The sequence below is a fragment of the Zobellia sp. OII3 genome (assembly GCF_002211465.1).
Taxonomy (GTDB): domain Bacteria; phylum Bacteroidota; class Bacteroidia; order Flavobacteriales; family Flavobacteriaceae; genus Zobellia; species Zobellia galactanivorans.
In genome coordinates this window covers 72677-90783 of the sequence record NZ_MWRZ01000007.1, presented here as the reverse complement: position 1 = coordinate 90783, position 18107 = coordinate 72677, and the positions used below count along the sequence as shown (strand labels likewise).

Here is an 18107-nt window from a genome sequence, read left to right as displayed (position 1 = left end):
TTTTATTGGAAATGGTAAGGGACGGGACGATATATGGTCCTATTCCTATCCGCCTTGGGCGGCCTGAATGATTAGAACGGTATCGTCGTCTTGCAGAGAACGGGTTTCCCAATGGCTTCGTGGCACGACTTGGTCGTTAATGGCAACTGCAACGCCACTTACGGAAGAATCGATTTGTTGTAAAAATTGATGGATGGTGGTCTTGGCACCGACCTGCAACCGCTGTTGGTTCATGTTTATCGTTATCATACAGAATAAATTTATGCTGTAACGATAGAGGTCCGAGAAGTCTTTGAAACGAAGGTACCCAGAGAGAAAACAGGGTACATCAATGAAAAGGCTGTAAACATTTATTGCAAAATGTTTTTCAACTTTTCCCTTCGGCGGTACTAACCGCATCAGGTTCAAAGGGTATGTCTCAGTTCCATGTATTGGGAACACCCCTAAAGTTTACTCTACAAATGTATAGAATGAAAATGTTATAAAATTGAAAAAACGTAAGAAGTTTGTTTTTTTAATCAATTGGCCATAAAATGAAAAAATAAAACTCCCCCTTCCCTACTTAGGTCCGAGGAGTATTTCTGCGGTATAAAAAAAAGGGAAGAGCATGGCTACTTCCCTTTCTTCCCTTCAGGTATTTATTTCGTCTTATTCCACCACTATAAATTCAGAACGCCTGTTCATTTGGTGCTGTGCTTTGGTACAGGGCACCCCATTGCTACACTCGTTCGTCAGTTGGGTTTCCCCGAAGCCTTCAAAGGATATCCGGCTTTCAGGGATGCCCTGGGCGATCAGATAATTTGCCGTGGACTTCGCCCTGTTGGATGACAATTGCATGTTATAGGCATCGTTGGCACGCGAGTCGGTATGGGAGCGTACCTGTACCTTTACGTTCGGGAATTCCCTCAAGTAGGCCAAGACCTTGTCGATACCGATCTTGGCATCTTCCCTGATAAAGTACTTGTCGAAATCGAAGTAGATCGGTTCTATATTCAGGTATTTGGCCAGGTCCGTACCTATGGGCGCCGAGTTAACGGTTTTGTTCAGTACCACTTCTATACCCGTAGCATCCTTGGCGTTGACCGAAGTGAACATTTTATCCCCTTCGTCATAGTCCGTTTTGGAAGCGACCACTTTATACCTTCCATCGGTACAATCGCCTTTGGCGGCAAAATTCCCGTTGGCATCCGTTTCGGAAGTGGTTACGATATTGTTTTCCCTGTCATAGATCGTGATAGAGGCCTTGGCCAACAAAGCCCCCGTCTTCCCGTCCCTGACCACGCCCGTAATATCGGTATGGCAAGAAAAGTCCAAAGGCTCCCTTTCTACAAAACCGTAGATATCGTCGTTACCCTGACCTCCGTCTCGGTTAGAAGCAAAAAAGCCCGTTCGGGTCTCTTCGTTCACGATATACGAAAAATCGTCCTCCTCCCCGTTCAAGGGCCTTCCTACGTTGATAACCTTACCGCTGTCGTCTTTCAGGTCCGTTCCGAATACATCAAGACCGCCCAGACCGGGATGTCCGTCAGAAGAGAAATATAAAATATCGGAACCTGTAACAAAGGGAAAGGTCTCCCTCGCCTCCGTATTGATCTGTGGGCCCAAATTTTGCGGTGCCCCGAAAGTTCCGTCCTTGTTGATCTCTACAGAAAAAATATCCGACTCCCCGGCAGTTCCCGGCATATCCGAAGCGAAATATAGTTTTGTCCCATCCTTGTTCAAGGTTGGGTGTGCCACTGAGTAGCTGTCGTCGTTGAAGGGCAGCTCTACGATATTGCCCCATTCTTCATCAATTAGATCGGCGCGGTATATCTTTAGTCTGCTCACCCCCTCCCCGTCCCTAGAGAACTTTCCGTTGTCGGAGTTGTTCCGGGTAAAGTACATGGTCTTGCCGTCCTTGGTGAAGGCCGTGGAGGACTCGTGTGTTTTTTTGTTCAGTTTCCGGTCCAGCTTGTCCAGTGCCGTAAAATTACCCTGGTCGTCGCCCGTGGCCCTGTAAAGGTTCAAAAAGGCCCCGTCGTTCCACCTGTGGATGTTCTTCGATATGAGCCCGCTGTCCCTTGCCGTGGAAAAGACCAGGTCATTCCCGTAGAAAGAGGGCGCGAAATCGGATACCTTCGAGTTCAGCCCCAGGTTTTTCAGTTCATAGCGACCCGAATTCGCCTCTATACGTTCAAGGTAGTCCTCGTTATTGCCGAAGGCCAGGGCGCGCTGGTCGTTCGACCTTGCCGTCTTAAACTTGTTCATCCAAACGTCCGATGCATCGTACTTCTCCAACGATTTTAAGGTCTGGGCGTAGCGGTACATATATTCCGGGTCGATATCCGTTATTCCCAACTGAAACAGTTGGGCGTACCAATTGGAGGCCTCATCGTAATTGGCGTTGTAGTAGTTCGCGTTGCCGAGGTTCTTGAAGATCTCCTCTTCCGTATAACCGTCCGCGACCAGGCCCTCATAGGACCGTATCGCAGAGGCGTAGGAATAGTTCGTGAACTTCGTGTCGGCCTTGCGTATCTTTTTCTCCTGTGCCCGTGCCACCATGGCCAGTAGCGCCAGTCCACAGAATATGTATCTTGCTTTTTTCATATCCTGTATATTAAAAGAATCTTGGGGTGATCACGCGTTTGTAACGGTTCAGGAACTCGTACCTGAGAAAGATCTCGAAGGAGCCGTCGTTGAACCGTGTCGCCCCCAAATCGGTCACCTCCCGGTCATAGGCTACCCCTACCATGAACTGGTCGCTCAACTGGAACCCGAAGAGCGCGCTCACCGCGGCGTCCCAACGATAGGCGGCACCTAGTGAAAACTTATCATTATAAAGAAAATTGGCACTTAGGTCTATCTGAAGCGGTGCTCCCTTCACCATTTTTACAAGGGCCGCAGGCTTGAACTTCCACCTTTGGTTCATATCGAACACATAGCCCGTGATAAGGTAGAGGTTCATACGCTCCTCCGCCAGAAAAGAACTGCTGTCGGTGTTGGAATTGTCGAAGTGCTCCGTCTGTAAAAAGTTCGGCACCGATAGTCCCGCATAGAAACGCTCCGTATGGTAGTATACCCCTGCCCCGATATTGGGAGAGAACTTGTTGTCGATGTTCGGAAGGTTGCTCTCCGCACCGTAGTTCCTCAGCTTCGAGAAATCGATGTTCAAAAGGTGGCCTCCCGCCTTCAGGCCGAAAGACAGCTTGCCCTCGCGCGAGGTCTTGACCGTATAGGAGAAGGCCGCGTCTATATAGGTGTCTTGGTTGGTGCCGTTACCAATCTCGTCGTTCACCACCGAAAGTCCCAGTCCCACTTTATTGGAGACCGGCGTATGGAAGTTCAGCGTCTGCGTCGTCGGGGCCCCGTCAAGGCCCACCCACTGCGAGCGGTGCAGCGCCACGATACTGAACACACCACGGGAACCCGCATAGGCGGGGTTCACCGAAATCGTGTTGTACATGTACTGGGTATATTGGGCATCCTGCTGGCCACAGACCGAGACAAGGCCCGCGAACAGGGACAGGATGGTGATTATCGTTTTTTTCATGCTTACTTCGTTTTTGGGGAAATATTTTATCTGTTGATGTATAGGTAGCCTGCCTTGCTTAGGTTTTCTCCCTTGTTCTCGTACTTGATCACATAGAAATACACGCCCACAGGAAGTTTCGAATCCGTACTAATGGTTGTTCTGCCATCGGAAGTACCCGTGAATACATTGGTCATATTATCGTAACCCGACATTTCATAGACACTGACGCCCCAACGATTATAAATCTGCACCGTATTGTTCGGAAAGGATTCTATGTTTTCGATTATAAAGGAATCGTTGGTACCATCGTTATCGGGCGTAATGATTTCATTGCTCACCGAAATACCCGAGTTCACCACTTCGGGGTTACAACCCGCATCAATTGTCGGTACTCCGTTTAAGGAGTCGCAAGGATTGAGGGGGTCTGTTCCGTCCTCGATCTCCTGTCCATCGGGGATGGTATCCCCATCGGTATCCGCTTCATAGGCGTCCGTTCCGATCGCATCCTCTTGGGCCGTGGTAAGTCCGTCGCCATCACAATCGCTGTTCGGAAGTGCGGTACCCCCATCATGGTCGCAGTCATCCAAAGGATTGGTTCCATCCAAGACTTCCTGGCCATCGAAGATCCCATCGTCATCGGAATCGGAATCCTTGGGGTCCGTATCAAGATGGATTTCCTCTCCGTCCAACAGTCCGTCGTCATCGCTATCGGGGTTATCGATATCGGTACCTAGGGCCATTTCCTCATCGGTGGTTAGTCCGTCATCATCACAATCGCTTCCTCCCAAGGGATTTCCGTTCACGGAACTACAATCATCCAAGGGGTCGGTGTTATCCATATTGACTTCTTGTCCGTCGTTGATCCCATCGCCATCCGTATCGGGATCATTGGGGTCCGTGCCCAATGTAGTTTCCGTATTATCGTTGATCCCATCATTGTCGGTATCTACGGAAACGCTTACCCTTCCTGTTCCCGTATTTCCGGAAAGATCGGTGGCTGTAATATTAATTGCATCTTCATCTACCAGAACCGGGAAACTTCCGGAATCGGGTGTAGCGGTTTCGGTATCCAGGCTCCAATCACCATCGGTATCGGTAATTACCGTGTAGCTTACATCGGGAACATCATCCCCGTCCGTATCCAACTCGATCAACAAGGTTTCATTCGCGTCACCTTTACCGGTTAACACGGGAGTGATATCAATGGTCGCAAAACTATCGACCGTAGGATCGTCAAGATCCAGTACGGCGGTATCCGAAGCACTATCAGGCCCCACATTGCCCGCGGCATCCGTAAGGTGGGCGGTTACCACGACCGTACCCATATCCCCGGGATCGGCAACGACCACGTCGACAAATCCATTGGCAATATCGCCCGCGGCAAGCAGTACGTCTTGCGAGTTTCCGTTTCCATCGGTAAACGTAAGCGTATCACCGGCAGCGGCATCGGCGGGAAGCGTTACCCGAACATCGATATCGTCGGACAGTTCATTCCTCCCGATCAAACCATCGTTGTTCGTGTCTTCGGTAATTGCTACCATAGGCGCACTTGGGTCGGTCAAATCGAGCAAGGCGGTATCCGTTAGGCTATCGGGGCCTTGGTTTCCTGCGACATCCGTAATGTTCGCCATAAGGACAATGGTTCCATTGTCACCGGGATTGGCGATAACAACATCGACAAAGCTATTGGCAATATCCGCTGCCGTAAGCACCACCTCTTGGGCATTTCCGTTACCGTCGACAACGGTTACCGTATCGCCTTCCAAGGCATCCAAAGGAAGGCTTACACGGGCATCGATATCCCCGATCAGTTCATCTTCACCGATCAAACCGTCATTGTTGGCATCTTCCAAAATTTCTACCGTTGGCGCACTTGGGTTCGTGGTATCAAGTACCGCCGTATCGCTTGCACTATCGGGACCTACATTGCCGGCCACATCCGTCAGGTTCGCGGTTACTACGATCGTACCCCTCTCGCCCGGATTAAGGATTACCACGTCGATATATGCATTTGCTATATCCGTTGCGGCAAGCACCACGTCTTGGGCATTTCCGTTGCCGTCGACAACCCTTACCGTATCGCCTGCCACCGCATCAGCGGGAAGGCTTACACGGGCATCGATACCACCGGATAGCTCAAGGTCATTGATCAATTCATCGTTATTGAGGTCTTCCGTAATTTCTACGGTCGGGGCACTTGGATCCGTAAGGTCGAGCACGGCCGTATCGCTTGCACTATCAGGACCTATATTGCCGGCCACATCCGTAATGTTCGCCGTTACAGTAATCGTTCCGGTATCGCCGGGACTGGCGATGACCACATCGATAAAGCCATTCGTAATATCGGTGGCCGTAAGCACTACGTCTTGGGTATTTCCATTGCCATCGACAACCGTTACCGTATCGCCTTCCAAGGCATCGGCAGGAAGGCTTACCCGTGCGCCAATATCACCTATAAGTTCGTCTTCGCTGATCAAGCCATCATTGTTCGTGTCTTCCGTAATGACCACGGTCGGGGCCCCGGGAGCCTCTATATCGATTTCCGCGGTATCGGAGGCACTATCAGGGCCTACATTGCCAGCCACATCCGTAAGCTTGGCCGTTACTACGATCGTTCCGTTATTTCCAGGGTTGGCGACAATAACATCAACATAGGCATTGCCAATATGCGTTGCCGTAAGCACTACGTCTTGGGAATTTCCGTTACCGTCGACAACCCTTACCGTATCACCTTCTTCCGCATCGCCAAGGAGGCTTACCCGAACGTCGATAGCACCCGACAGTTCATTCTGACCGATCAGCCCATCGTTGTTGGCATCTTCGACAATTTCTACCGTAGGGGCGCTTGGGCCTGTAAGGTCGAGTTCGGCCGTATCGCTTGCACTATCGGCGCCTACATTGCCGGCCACATCGGTAAGGTTCGCCGTTACTACGATCGTTCCCCCGTCACCTGGGTCAACGATGGTTACCAGGATAAATCCATTGGAAGCTTCAGCCGCCGTCAAAATTACATCTTGGGCATTCCCGTTTCCATCGGTAATGCTTACCGTATCGCCTTCAGCCGTATTGCTAGGTAGGGAGATTACAGCATTAATATCACCGGATAATTCATCGTTGTTTATAAATTCGTCATCATTACCGTCTTCCGAAATAATCACCAATGGGACACCAGGGGCCGTAAGATCCAGTACCGCGGTATCGGTAGGACTATCGGGCCCGACATTGCCGGCCATATCGATAAGCTTGGCCGTTACCACGATCGTTCCGCCATCGCCCGGATCGGCGATAACAACGGCAATAGTCGTATTGGCAATATCCGTTGCGGTAAGCACCACCTCTTGGGAATTTCCGTTACCGTCGACAACCCTTACCGTATCGCCTGCCACCGCATCAACGGGAAGGCTTACACGGGCATCGATAGCACCTGATAGTTCAGTTGCATTGATCAATTCATCATCGTTGGCATCTTCGGTAATCGTTATCGTCGGGGCACTAGGATCCGTAAGGTCGAGCACGGCCGTATCGCTTGCGCTATCGGCACCTACATTGCCCGCAACATCGGTAAGGTTCGCCGTTACCACGATCGTTCCGCCATCGCCAGGATCGGCGATAACAACGGCAATAGTCGTATTGGCAATATCCGTTGCCGTAAGTACCACGGTTTGGGAGCCCCCATTTCCATCGGTGATGGTTACGGTATCGCCTTCAGCGGCATCGGCAGGAAGGGTCACCACGGCATCGATACCGCCCGACAACTCATCTTCACTTATAAAACCGTTATCGTCGGTGTCTTCGGTAATCTCGACCGTTGGGGCGCTTGGGGCCGTAAGATCCAGTACCGCGGTATCGGTAGGACTATCGGGCCCGACATTGCCGGCCACATCAGTGAGGCTGGCGGTTACCACGATCGTTCCCGTATCGCCCGGATTGGCGATGACCACATCAACATAGGCATTGCCAATATCCGTTGCGGTAAGCACCACCTCTTGGGAATTTCCGTTACCATCGGTAACCGTTACGGTATCGCCTGCCACCGCATCACCGGGAAGGCTTACACGGGCATCGATAGTACCCGATAGTTCAGTTGCATTGATCAATTCATCATTGTTGGTATCTTCGGTAATCGTTATCGTCGGGGCACTTGGATCCGTAAGGTCGAGTACGGCCGTATCGCTTGCGCTATCGGCACCTACATTGCCCGCAACATCGGTAAGGTTCGCCGTTACCACGATCGTTCCGCCATCGCCCGGATCGGCGATAACAACGGCAATAGTCGTATTGGCAATATCCGTTGCCGTAAGTACCACGGTTTGGGAGCCCCCATTTCCATCGGTGATGGTTACGGTATCGCCTTCAGCGGCATCGGCAGGAAGGGTCACCACGGCATCGATACCGCCCGACAACTCATCTTCACTTATAAAACCGTTATCGTCGGTGTCTTCGGTAATCTCGACCGTTGGGGCGCTTGGGGCCGTAGTATCGATAGTCAACTCTAAATTCGTAATATCGACCGCAGTGTTACCAGCGGCATCTTCACTTGTTACCGCTACCTCATTTGTACCATTTTCATTCGGACCGAAAATTCCGGATGTCGGGGTAGCCGTATCGACACTCCAATCCCCCGAACCATCGGCAAGGGTTTTATAGGTGGCCCCACCAACGACGACGGTAACCTTAGAACCCGCTTCCGCAGTTCCGGTAACAACCGGTGTCGTGTCGTTCGTAACTTGAAAATCTATCGTAGGCACCTCAGGGTCCGAGGTATCTATGGTCAACTCCAAATTGGACGTATCTATCGCACTATTGCCCGCTGCATCGGTACTCGTTACCGCTACTTCGTTAGCCCCGTTTACGTTGGGCATAAACGTCCCGCTATCGGGGGTAAGCGTTTCGGTATCGATAGTCCAATCCCCCGAACCATCGGCAAGGATTTCATAGGTGGCCCCACCAACGACCACGGTAACCTTAGAACCCGCTTCCGCAGTTCCGGTAACAACCGGTGTCGTATCGTTCGTAACTTGCATATCCACTGTAGGTGGAAGCGGTGGCGTTACATCGACCGTAAGCAGTGCATCCGATGAAGTCAAAGGGGAACATACAAAGGAAGTTTCCGTAAGGACCACTCTATACCGATATCCGTTTTCCGCTATGGTGATGCCGGTCAAGGTTAAGGTTGCACTTGTACTACCCGTATATATATCGGTGGCATTGGCATCGTCTATATCGACAAAACCACCACCCGATTGATCATCTACTTGCCATTGGTAGATCAATTCCGTACCCGTGGCAGTTACCGAGAAGGTCTCCGGGGAACTCCCGTTCGTCAAAACATCTTGAGGTTGTTCGGCCGCCGTCGCTATGGTCGGAACAACACCTGGCTGTTGAAAATCAAATGCGGTATCGGTAGCGCTATCTACATTGTCAGGGGTGGTGTATCCGTCAGAAACATTGGTTCCCGTTACGACCCCATTGCCATCTACTACCGTTAGCCCATCACCCAATACGCCATCGGCATCCGAATCGGTATATCCGGCTTCGATAACGTCGTTACACCCGTCACCATCGGCATCCAGCTCAAGAAAATCGGCAATACCATCAGGAGTGGTTTCAGAATCGGATACGGTATAGTTTACAGTACCGCCATTCTGTTGTCCGCTTGCCTGTACCGTATTGGGTATACCATCGGTACCCACGGCACCATCAAGAACGCCAGCGGTAAAGGCCTGATCGCTTCCGGATTCCACCACGTCATAAATACCATCGTTATCGGAATCTAGATCAAAATGATTAGGAACGCCGTCACCATCGGTATCGGTACTTGGGTCGCCTCCTGAATATTCCAGCGTATCTAAAATACCATCGTTATCATCATCTTGATCAATTGAATCGGCTATGCCATCCAGGTCGTTATCGTCGATACCGTCTTCACGATAATCTACCTCAGGCGTTGCGGTCTTAGCTATGTTAGGTAAGTCTACGGCACCATTATCTTGATCATCATTGGTATCGAAAAGGGTTCCCGGGGTGTCCACATCATCGTATCCGTCCAATAAACCATCATTGTCCCCATCTAGGTTGTTGGTTGCGGCAGCAAATCCTGCTTCGACCCTATCGGTCAATCCATCATCATCCGAATCCAAATCCAAATAATCGGGAATTTGATCACCATCGGTATCGACGACCGTTAAACCTTCGTCGCCGCTTCCTTCATAGGGATCACCCAAACCATCAACATCGGTATCGACGGTACCCCTTGCCGTGTAGGAAGAAGTAAGTTGAGCCTCTACATTATCGGGGATACCGTCATTATCGGAGTCGATATCCAAATGATCCTCGATACCGTCATTATCGCTATCGATACCTTGGTAGATCTTGTACACAGGTGAAGTACCAGGACCGGATTGTTCGCCTCCCGAACCTATATCAGATGTTGTATTGTTTGGTGTAAACAATCCATTGATATCACAGGTTTGAAACAAAACAGAGCCCAAATAATCGTTTGTAAGAAAACCCGATTGTAGCTCACCGGTAAATGTGATATCGAGGTTTGTGGTTTCGTAGTAATTAAAATATACGGCCAACCTCGGTCCTAAATCGACCCCGGTCCATGTTTGTTCAGGCCCCTCAAAAGTGACCGTGCCCGGGGCGGCACTTTCCGATACGGCAATCAAGGAATTACTATCAACGGCGTACAGACCTGGACGTTTAAGGGTTACGCTTTCTTTGGTGTTCGCACCGTCGATATCATAAATGACTCCCCCAAACCGAATAAGATTGACCTGGGTATCGGTTCCGGTGGCCACCAAACGTATATTAAAGGACATACTGCCAATGGCACCGACCCCGCCACCTACGTCAAAAGTAGGTTGCCAAGCCTCGTTACTACCCGAAACATTGGTATCGATCGAGGTCAAGGTAGCGTTAGTTACATCGGTAATCGTAACAATGGCGTCCAAAACGCCCAAAGAGGATGTAACCACGGTCGGGAATCGATATTCAGAACCTTCACTGCCCTCTCCCGTACTGCCCGTTCCGTTTATATAGCTACCGCCAATAAAGGATCCGGAAGGCACGTTACAAGGGTCTAATTTTGTATCCGTAGGTTGGAATCCCAAGGATTCCACGTAATCTAAAATACCATCATTATCGTTATCGATATCAATACTATTGTCAACATTATCGCCATCGGTATCGATCGGTTCCTCGTGTACATTGCTATCCCTAAAATCCACCTCACTGGTAAAGGGATCTTGGGTATTTAGGAAACCGGTAACATCTTGGTCATTATTGGTCGCCCCGTCGGGATCCGCAAGACCGTCAGGTGCCACTATGCTTAAATCAAAGGCATCATCCAAACCATCGTTATCGGCATCCGTTCCCGAAGGAAGAACATCGGCAGCGAGATCATCATTATAATCGTACACCTCGATGATATCATCCAAGAAATCACCATCGGCATCCAAATCCCTAAAATCGGGACTGCCTTGACCATCTGAATTTTCAGGTTCATTTATTGATTCCCCCGAACCGGCCGAAACCTCGTAATTATCGGCCAGACCATTACCATCCGAATCGACGGATGGGCTAAGATGGCCCGATGTGGATTGCCATTCAATATTATCGATGATGCCGTCACCGTCACTATCCAGATCCAAATAATCGGGACGACCGTCGGAATCCGTATTTACGGGAAGGCTGCTGAAACTACCCCCATTATCCGCATCGAAAGCATCGTCTACCCCGTCATTATCGGAATCGTCGCCACTTAGTTGTACCAAGGTCGCATCCGATTGGGCTTCCACTAGATCTTGTATACCGTCATTATCGGAATCGATATCCAAATAATCAGGACCGGCCGTACCGTCAGAATTTAATGGAGCCGTTCCTACTCCCGCTTGATCCACTCCTCCGTCTTCGGCAGCATCGGGAATACCATTTAGCCCTACACCGCTTTCAGCGGCATCTATGGAGCCATTTCCATCGGTATCGAAGCTGCCATTCCCCGTTTCCACGACATCCGGAATACCGTCGTTATCACTATCAAGGTCCAAACGATTTGGAACACCGTCACCATCAAAATCGGTATTACCCTCAACGGTATCGGGAATACCGTCGTTATCATCATCTTCATCACAATCGTCCGGAAGGGCATCGCCATCGGCATTTATGGCATCATCAAAGCCTTCACAGGCATCCGAGGAATTAGGCACACCGTCGCCATCGCAATCACTTGTTGGCAAAGGAGTTCCGCCAATGGAATCACAATCATTTAAGGGGTCGGTATTATCCGATGCTTCCTGGGCGTCGTCAATACCATCGCCATCCGTATCCGGACTATAGGGATCCGTGCCATTGGTCGTTTCCGTAGCATTAAGTACGGTATCGCCATCACAATCCGCTGCCGACCAAGTTAGGTTCGTAGCGTCGTAACCCGTGTACCCTGCAGCTTGTACCGGGGCACAAGGATCCAATGCGTTGGTATCTACGTCATCCGCAATACCATCGCCATCGGTATCGGAACTATAGGGATCGGTACTGTTGGTATCTTCGGTACCGTTGGTAACCCCGTCGTTATCACAATCGGCCGCTGCCCAAAGGGCATTGCCGGCATCGTAGCCGTTATAACCTGCGGCCTGCATTGGACCACAGGGATCCAATGCACCGGCATCCACATCATCTTGAACACCGTCGCCATCGGTATCGGTATTATAGGGGTCCGTGCTATTGGTCGCTTCCGTACCGTTAAGCACATTGTCGCCGTCACAATCCGCCGCTGCCCAGAGGGCATTGCCGGAATCGTAACCGGTGTAACCCGCGGCCTGTACCGGGGCACAAGGATCCAATGTGTCAATATCCATATCATCTAGAACACCATCGCCATCGGTATCGGTACTATACGGATCAGTAGTATTGGTAACTTCCGTACCATTGATCACTCCGTCGCCATCACAATCCGCCGCTGCCCAGAGGGCATTGCCGGAATCGTAACCGGTGTAACCTGCGGCCTGTACCGGGGCACAGGGGTCCGATGCATCGCTATCCATATCATCTTGAACGCCATCGCCATCGGTATCGGTGTTGTAAGGGTCAGAGCCATTGGTCGCTTCCGTACCGTTAAGCACATTATCGCCATCACAATCCGCCGCTGCCCAAAGGGCATTGCCGGCATCATATCCCATATACCCTTCAGGCCGTGCCGGATCACAGGGATCCAAGGGGGCCGTATCCGATCCGTCCGGTTCCCCGTCGCCATCGGTATCGTCGTTATAGGGGTCCGTATTATTGGCAACTTCCGTACTATTGATCACGCCGTCGCCATCGCAATCGGCCGATGCCCAAATAGTGTTCGTAGCATCGTATCCGGCATACCCTGCCGCTTGTACCTGGGCACAGGGATCCAGTGCATCGGTATCCATATCATCTAGAACGCCATCGCCGTCGGTATCGGCATTGTACGGGTCAGAACCATTGGTCGCTTCCGTACCGTTAAGCACATTATCGCCATCACAATCCGCTGCTTCCCAAAGGGCATTGTCGGAATCATAAGCTTCATACCCCGCATCCTGTGCCGGGGCACAGGGGTCCGATGCATCGGTATCCATATCATCTTGAACGCCATCGCCATCGGTATCGGAACTATAGGGATCGGAGCCATTGGTAACTTCCGTACCGTTGATAAGCCCGTCGCCATCACAATCCGCCACCGCCCAAAGGGCATTGCCGGCATCGTAACCGGTATATCCCGCGACCTGCACGGGATCACAAGGATCAAGAGCACCTGAATCCACGTCATCTTGAACCCCGTCACCATCGGTATCGGTATCGAATGGATCGGTACCCTTGGTAACTTCCGTTCCATTATCCAGATTATCACCATCACAATCGGCTGCCGCCCAAACATCATAGTTTTCATCCGTTGCCGAACGTACAGTGGCCACCGTTACTTCACAAGGGTCCGATGGATCGGTATTGTTGCTTACTTCAAATCCATTGCTTTCACCGTCGCCGTCACAATCCAAGGCATTCCAACTTGCCTCGGCATTCGCCGCAACTTGATCGGTACTGTATACACAGGGGTCTGCAGGATCTGGATCGGTCGTATCCGGATCGCCATCACCGTCATCGTCCAAATCACAAACACCGACCAAACCATCGCCATCCAAATCTAAATCTTCAGTGGTTACCGCACTTACCGCTCCCGTAGTATAGGCCGCCGATGCGACCGATCCGTTCGCCAGTATGCTTCCCGAACCATCGGTAAGGGTTGCGGTATCGGCATCGTTGTATTCCGCCCCATCGCCATTATCCGCCGAACTATCGTTATAGGCCTCATTGGCATCCGAACAACCATCGGCATCACTATCCAGACTTAGAAAATCAGGGGATCCCGTCGTTGTTTCCGTTGGGACCGTCCCTGTTCCTGCCGTACTGGGGATGCCCGTTGCGCCAATGCTTCCATCGGCAATACCATTGGCGTCCGCATCCGTGCCCCCTGCTTCCACCACATCGTAAATTCCGTCGTTGTCACTATCAAGGTCGAGTATATTGGGAACACCGTCATTGTCTAAATCGCATGACAAAACCGATCGAAAGGCAAAACCTTCGTTTACATGGTTGGCACTGGAGTTTATGGTTCCGTCCGCATAGTAAACGATGTCCATAGGAAAAGTTATTCCCGTGCTGGTATCTATCAATAAAGACCATTGGGAATCAGGCACAAGTCTCGAAAGTCCCGCTGCATCGGGAGCCACCTGAAACGGTGTTCCCGAGGTAATGACCGCGCCATTTCCCAAATCGGTTTCGCCCAATGGGTCGGACAGCACGGCCGTTCCGCCTCCGGGCCAGGTAATCGTTACGGTTTTATCGGCATTTTGTACTGCCCCTACTTCACTATTCGGTTCATAGGAAGAAACACGAACAGCTTGTTGAACCGCATTTACAGGCGCTTGCAAGGTGAGTGTCATTCGAACCGTGGGATCCGTACCTTGATTCCATCGCACTTGTAAACCGTTATAGGCCGGCCCAGTTTTATCTTCTATATTGTATTCCGTTGATGTAATCGTAAATTGTTGATTGACCCCGTTGCCATTATTATACTCCCCGACAAGCAAAAGTGTGCCGTCTCCCGATGAAACCGAACCTCTCGCCGGAGTACACTCCAAGGCATCGGTTATACCGTCATTGTCATCATCCTCGTCGCAGGCGTCACCGATGGTATCGCCATCGATATCTTCAAATAAGGGATGGTCGGGATCACATTCCGAACATTCGTCGGCCTGTTGCAAATTGTCCAACGACGTTCCCCTACCTTGGGAAGTTCCCCCAGGAATACCGTTCGCATCTACGGTTGCCGTAAGTCTAAGGTTTCCATCAATATCGCCGTAATCATAACTGGCATCGCCCTCCAAGGCATCGGGGCAACCATCGTTATCACTATCCGAATCTTTACAATCCACGATGCCGTCACCATCGGTATCGGTAGTCACTATTCTTGGGAATTCACCGATTTCCATTCGAAACTGCTGGGTACTGGGAACAATATTATCGTCCCAATCCATATAAAAATAGGTCGTACCGTAACTCTCCGCTACAATGGGACTCGATCCCCCACTACCGTTTGCTTCGATACCTGCAATACCCGAACCATCATCGGTAGTAACGGTAACACTAGCCGGCGTATCGCCGTAAACGTAGTGCATTTGGCTACCTGACTGGTAGGTTTCGATCTCACCGGAACTGAAAGCAACGCCTGCCGTGGCCTCCCTTCTAATATCAACGGGCTCCGAGAATTCGAGGATAAACCCCGCATGCCCGCCTAGGAAACTTCCCGACGATGCCCCCATATAAAGTCGGGCATCATCCGGTTCATTGGAAACCGTGGTAATCGTGACCGTAATTCCCGCCAAATTTGAATTTAAGGGACCTAGGTCGAAAGTGCCTATTGGTCCCCATTCATTATCGCTGCCACTTCTACCGGACCAATAGGTGTTTCCTATTATCTTGTTAAATTCAAAATCGATCCAGCTCACTGAAATGTCCTGTACCCCGATAACCGATGCCGGTAGCGGAACACACTCGTCCGAATCGGGAATTCCATCATTGTCATCATCACTATCACATCCGTCGGGAATTCCATCCTGATCGGTATCGAGGGTATCGTCGTATCCTTCACAGACATCGGAAGTATCGGGAACCCCATCGTTGTCATCATCTAAATTTTCTATAGTGATCACCTCTGTCGTATCATCTACGGATGAATTGGAATCGCTTTGATCTTGGGCGTTGGAGATGGTATTCGTTATACTTCGCGAGGCAATCGGGGCATCGATATCGTCAGCCGAGGCGACGATAACAAGCGATTGTTTTTCGCCCTTTACCAAATCGCCCACGTTCCAATTGGGTGCGGACCACGTTCCCTTGCTCGGTGTTGCGCTAACAAGGCTCAAACCTGGTGGCAGGGCATCGGTAATTACGAGGCCCGTTGTATCGTCTAAACCTAGACTTTCCACGGTGATGGTAAAGCTTACCGTTTCCCCTTCCACCAGGCTTGTTTTGTCAGCGGTCTTATTAATGTAAATGTCCGGATTACAATAAAATACCTGAATTACGTTAGAGTTGTAATCGCAACCACTTTTAGAAACATTTACGTAATGCTCCCCAATTTCGGTAGGCGTATAGCTTCCACTCGTGGCCCCTGGTATGGCAACCCCATCGTTAAACCATTGGTAGGTATCAAAATTTTCCGTAAGTGTAATGGTGCTTCCAAGACATCCCGATCCTGAAATGGAGTAATCCACCACAGGTACCGTGTCAAAACCGGAGAAGTACCCGCCTGTTCCCAATGCGCCACTCAAACCGACAACCCCAACAGCGATTGCCCCTGAAGATTGCACATAAATATTCCCGGTCAAATTTGGAATATAAAAGCTTTTCCAAGGTAAGCCCGTGGCCGGTATAGCAGCAGGCAAGGTGACCGGAAGACCATTGGCGGTTACAACAATATTGGCATCAGGAGTACTGTTGGATGCCAAGATGGTCAATCCGCCATCTATTGTTTTTCCTGCCAGATCTTCAATAGCACTTATGTTGTTTACATTGTCGGGAAGCAAACAATTCACCGGGGCTATAAAGTTCATTCCAATAGTTGCCCCCGAAGAACTACCTGCCAAACATTGGTAGGCATATACGTTTTTAGACGTAGTTACGGTCATGTTATTACCCGCCGTACTTCCTGAATAGTTCGATCCTGGCACTACAAAGTATTCGCCATCATTTATAGTGGCAATAGGTGTTGTAGAGCCATTTATAAAAATATCGGTGCCACTGGCCGTTCCAATTATTATGGGGAATTCTAAGGCATCGGTTCCACCCCCCCTAATAAAAACATATTCCCGACCGATGATATCTATAGGTACGGGCTGATCCGTACCCCCATCCTGTATATTGGACCCGGGAATAACACCAAGTAAAATATGACCTGTACTAATAGCGATATCCTTATCTGATATAATATCTGCACCTAACCATCCATATCTATTGGCGTCCCCATTATTTCCTTCTGCCTCCAAAACATAAGATTCTCCTTTATTTAAAGTAATAGTAATCGTGTCATCGGTTAAGCCTTTACCATTATTTCCTAATCTAAAAACACAATCAGGATCATAATCTGAAACTGTAACTGTTGTATTATCTTCCGTAGCCATAACCCCTAAGACAGCATTAAAAATATTTCTGTCATGTAGAAAAGGAATACCGCCCCATTTAAAATGCCTTCCTAATGCCGCACGTCCCTTAGAGGTTAAAGAAACGCCTTGGGCATTACTATTGCCTCTATAATTGGCGTAAAATTTTTGTCCTCCCGGTGCCTCTAAGCGCAAGCCGGCAGTACTGCTAACCAACCCGACTTCCGCATTGGGCAGCAATGTTATTCCATTCTCTTTTTCGGGCAATACATAGGTATACGGTACCGTATTGGAAACAGGGACCGTTGCTACCGGGGTTGATGAAGTTCCTATGTAAATGTCTACATCAAAAGGTATCAGTTCGGGAGTGGAAAGATATACAGATTGATCAATGATATAATTTTGGTTCGTCTCGGTAAGCGGTGGCAGGTAATGCAAATCACTCAGCTGGGCAAAAGAACTGACTACGGTGAATAGTAGAAACACCATTGTCAGTAACTTGTTATTTGTTTTTCGGGTATTTATTTTCATAATGTGCTATTGAAGGGAACAGTCTTATCACCAAAAAAATAAACAGGTTATTTCTTTGATATATCTTGATTCTTATTTGATTCAAGTAGTGATTTGCTAACGACTAACTTGTTTTCAAATAATTGGAAATTCTAAGGGCAAAAAAGCCCTTTTATTCTTATTGAACTGGCTTTTGAGGTCCTATACGCCATATGTATAGTTGAATGGGGACAAAGTGACTTTTAATGGTCAAAACGATACTTAAAACCCCAAACGTAAGTAAGTTGAATATCCCTTAGAGTTTTAAAATGGTTTTTACCATTTATAAGTAAACCTTAAGAAGAATTATAGAAACCTTTACAGGTTGCTAAATTTTGAGGACGGAACTGAGTAGTATAATTTAC

4 protein-coding genes and 1 riboswitch are annotated in these 18107 nt (G+C 49.6%); all 4 genes read right to left on the bottom strand.

All coding sequences use genetic code 11. The features are described 5' to 3' along the window. Positions 1 to 45: 45 nt before the first annotated feature. Positions 46 to 249 carry a sulfur carrier protein ThiS gene (gene thiS, locus B4Q04_RS16730; protein WP_013994981.1) on the bottom strand — a complete coding sequence of 68 codons (204 nt, stop codon included), beginning with the start codon at positions 247 to 249 and terminating at the stop codon, positions 46 to 48. A 109-nt stretch (positions 250 to 358) separates the two neighbouring features. Then, positions 359 to 455: riboswitch (TPP riboswitch) on the bottom strand. Positions 456 to 648: 193 nt separating this feature from the next. Further along, complete coding sequence (locus B4Q04_RS16725) at positions 649 to 2586, bottom strand: OmpA family protein (protein ID WP_088697499.1); 1938 nt, start codon at positions 2584 to 2586, stop codon at positions 649 to 651. Between the two features lie 10 nt (positions 2587 to 2596). Beyond that, positions 2597 to 3529, bottom strand: a complete 933-nt coding sequence (locus B4Q04_RS16720) for a type IX secretion system membrane protein PorP/SprF (protein ID WP_088697498.1) — start codon at positions 3527 to 3529, stop codon at positions 2597 to 2599. A 26-nt stretch (positions 3530 to 3555) separates the two neighbouring features. Beyond that, positions 3556 to 17724, bottom strand: a complete 14169-nt coding sequence (locus B4Q04_RS16715) for a gliding motility-associated C-terminal domain-containing protein (protein WP_088697497.1) — start codon at positions 17722 to 17724, stop codon at positions 3556 to 3558. Positions 17725 to 18107: the final 383 nt, after the last annotated feature.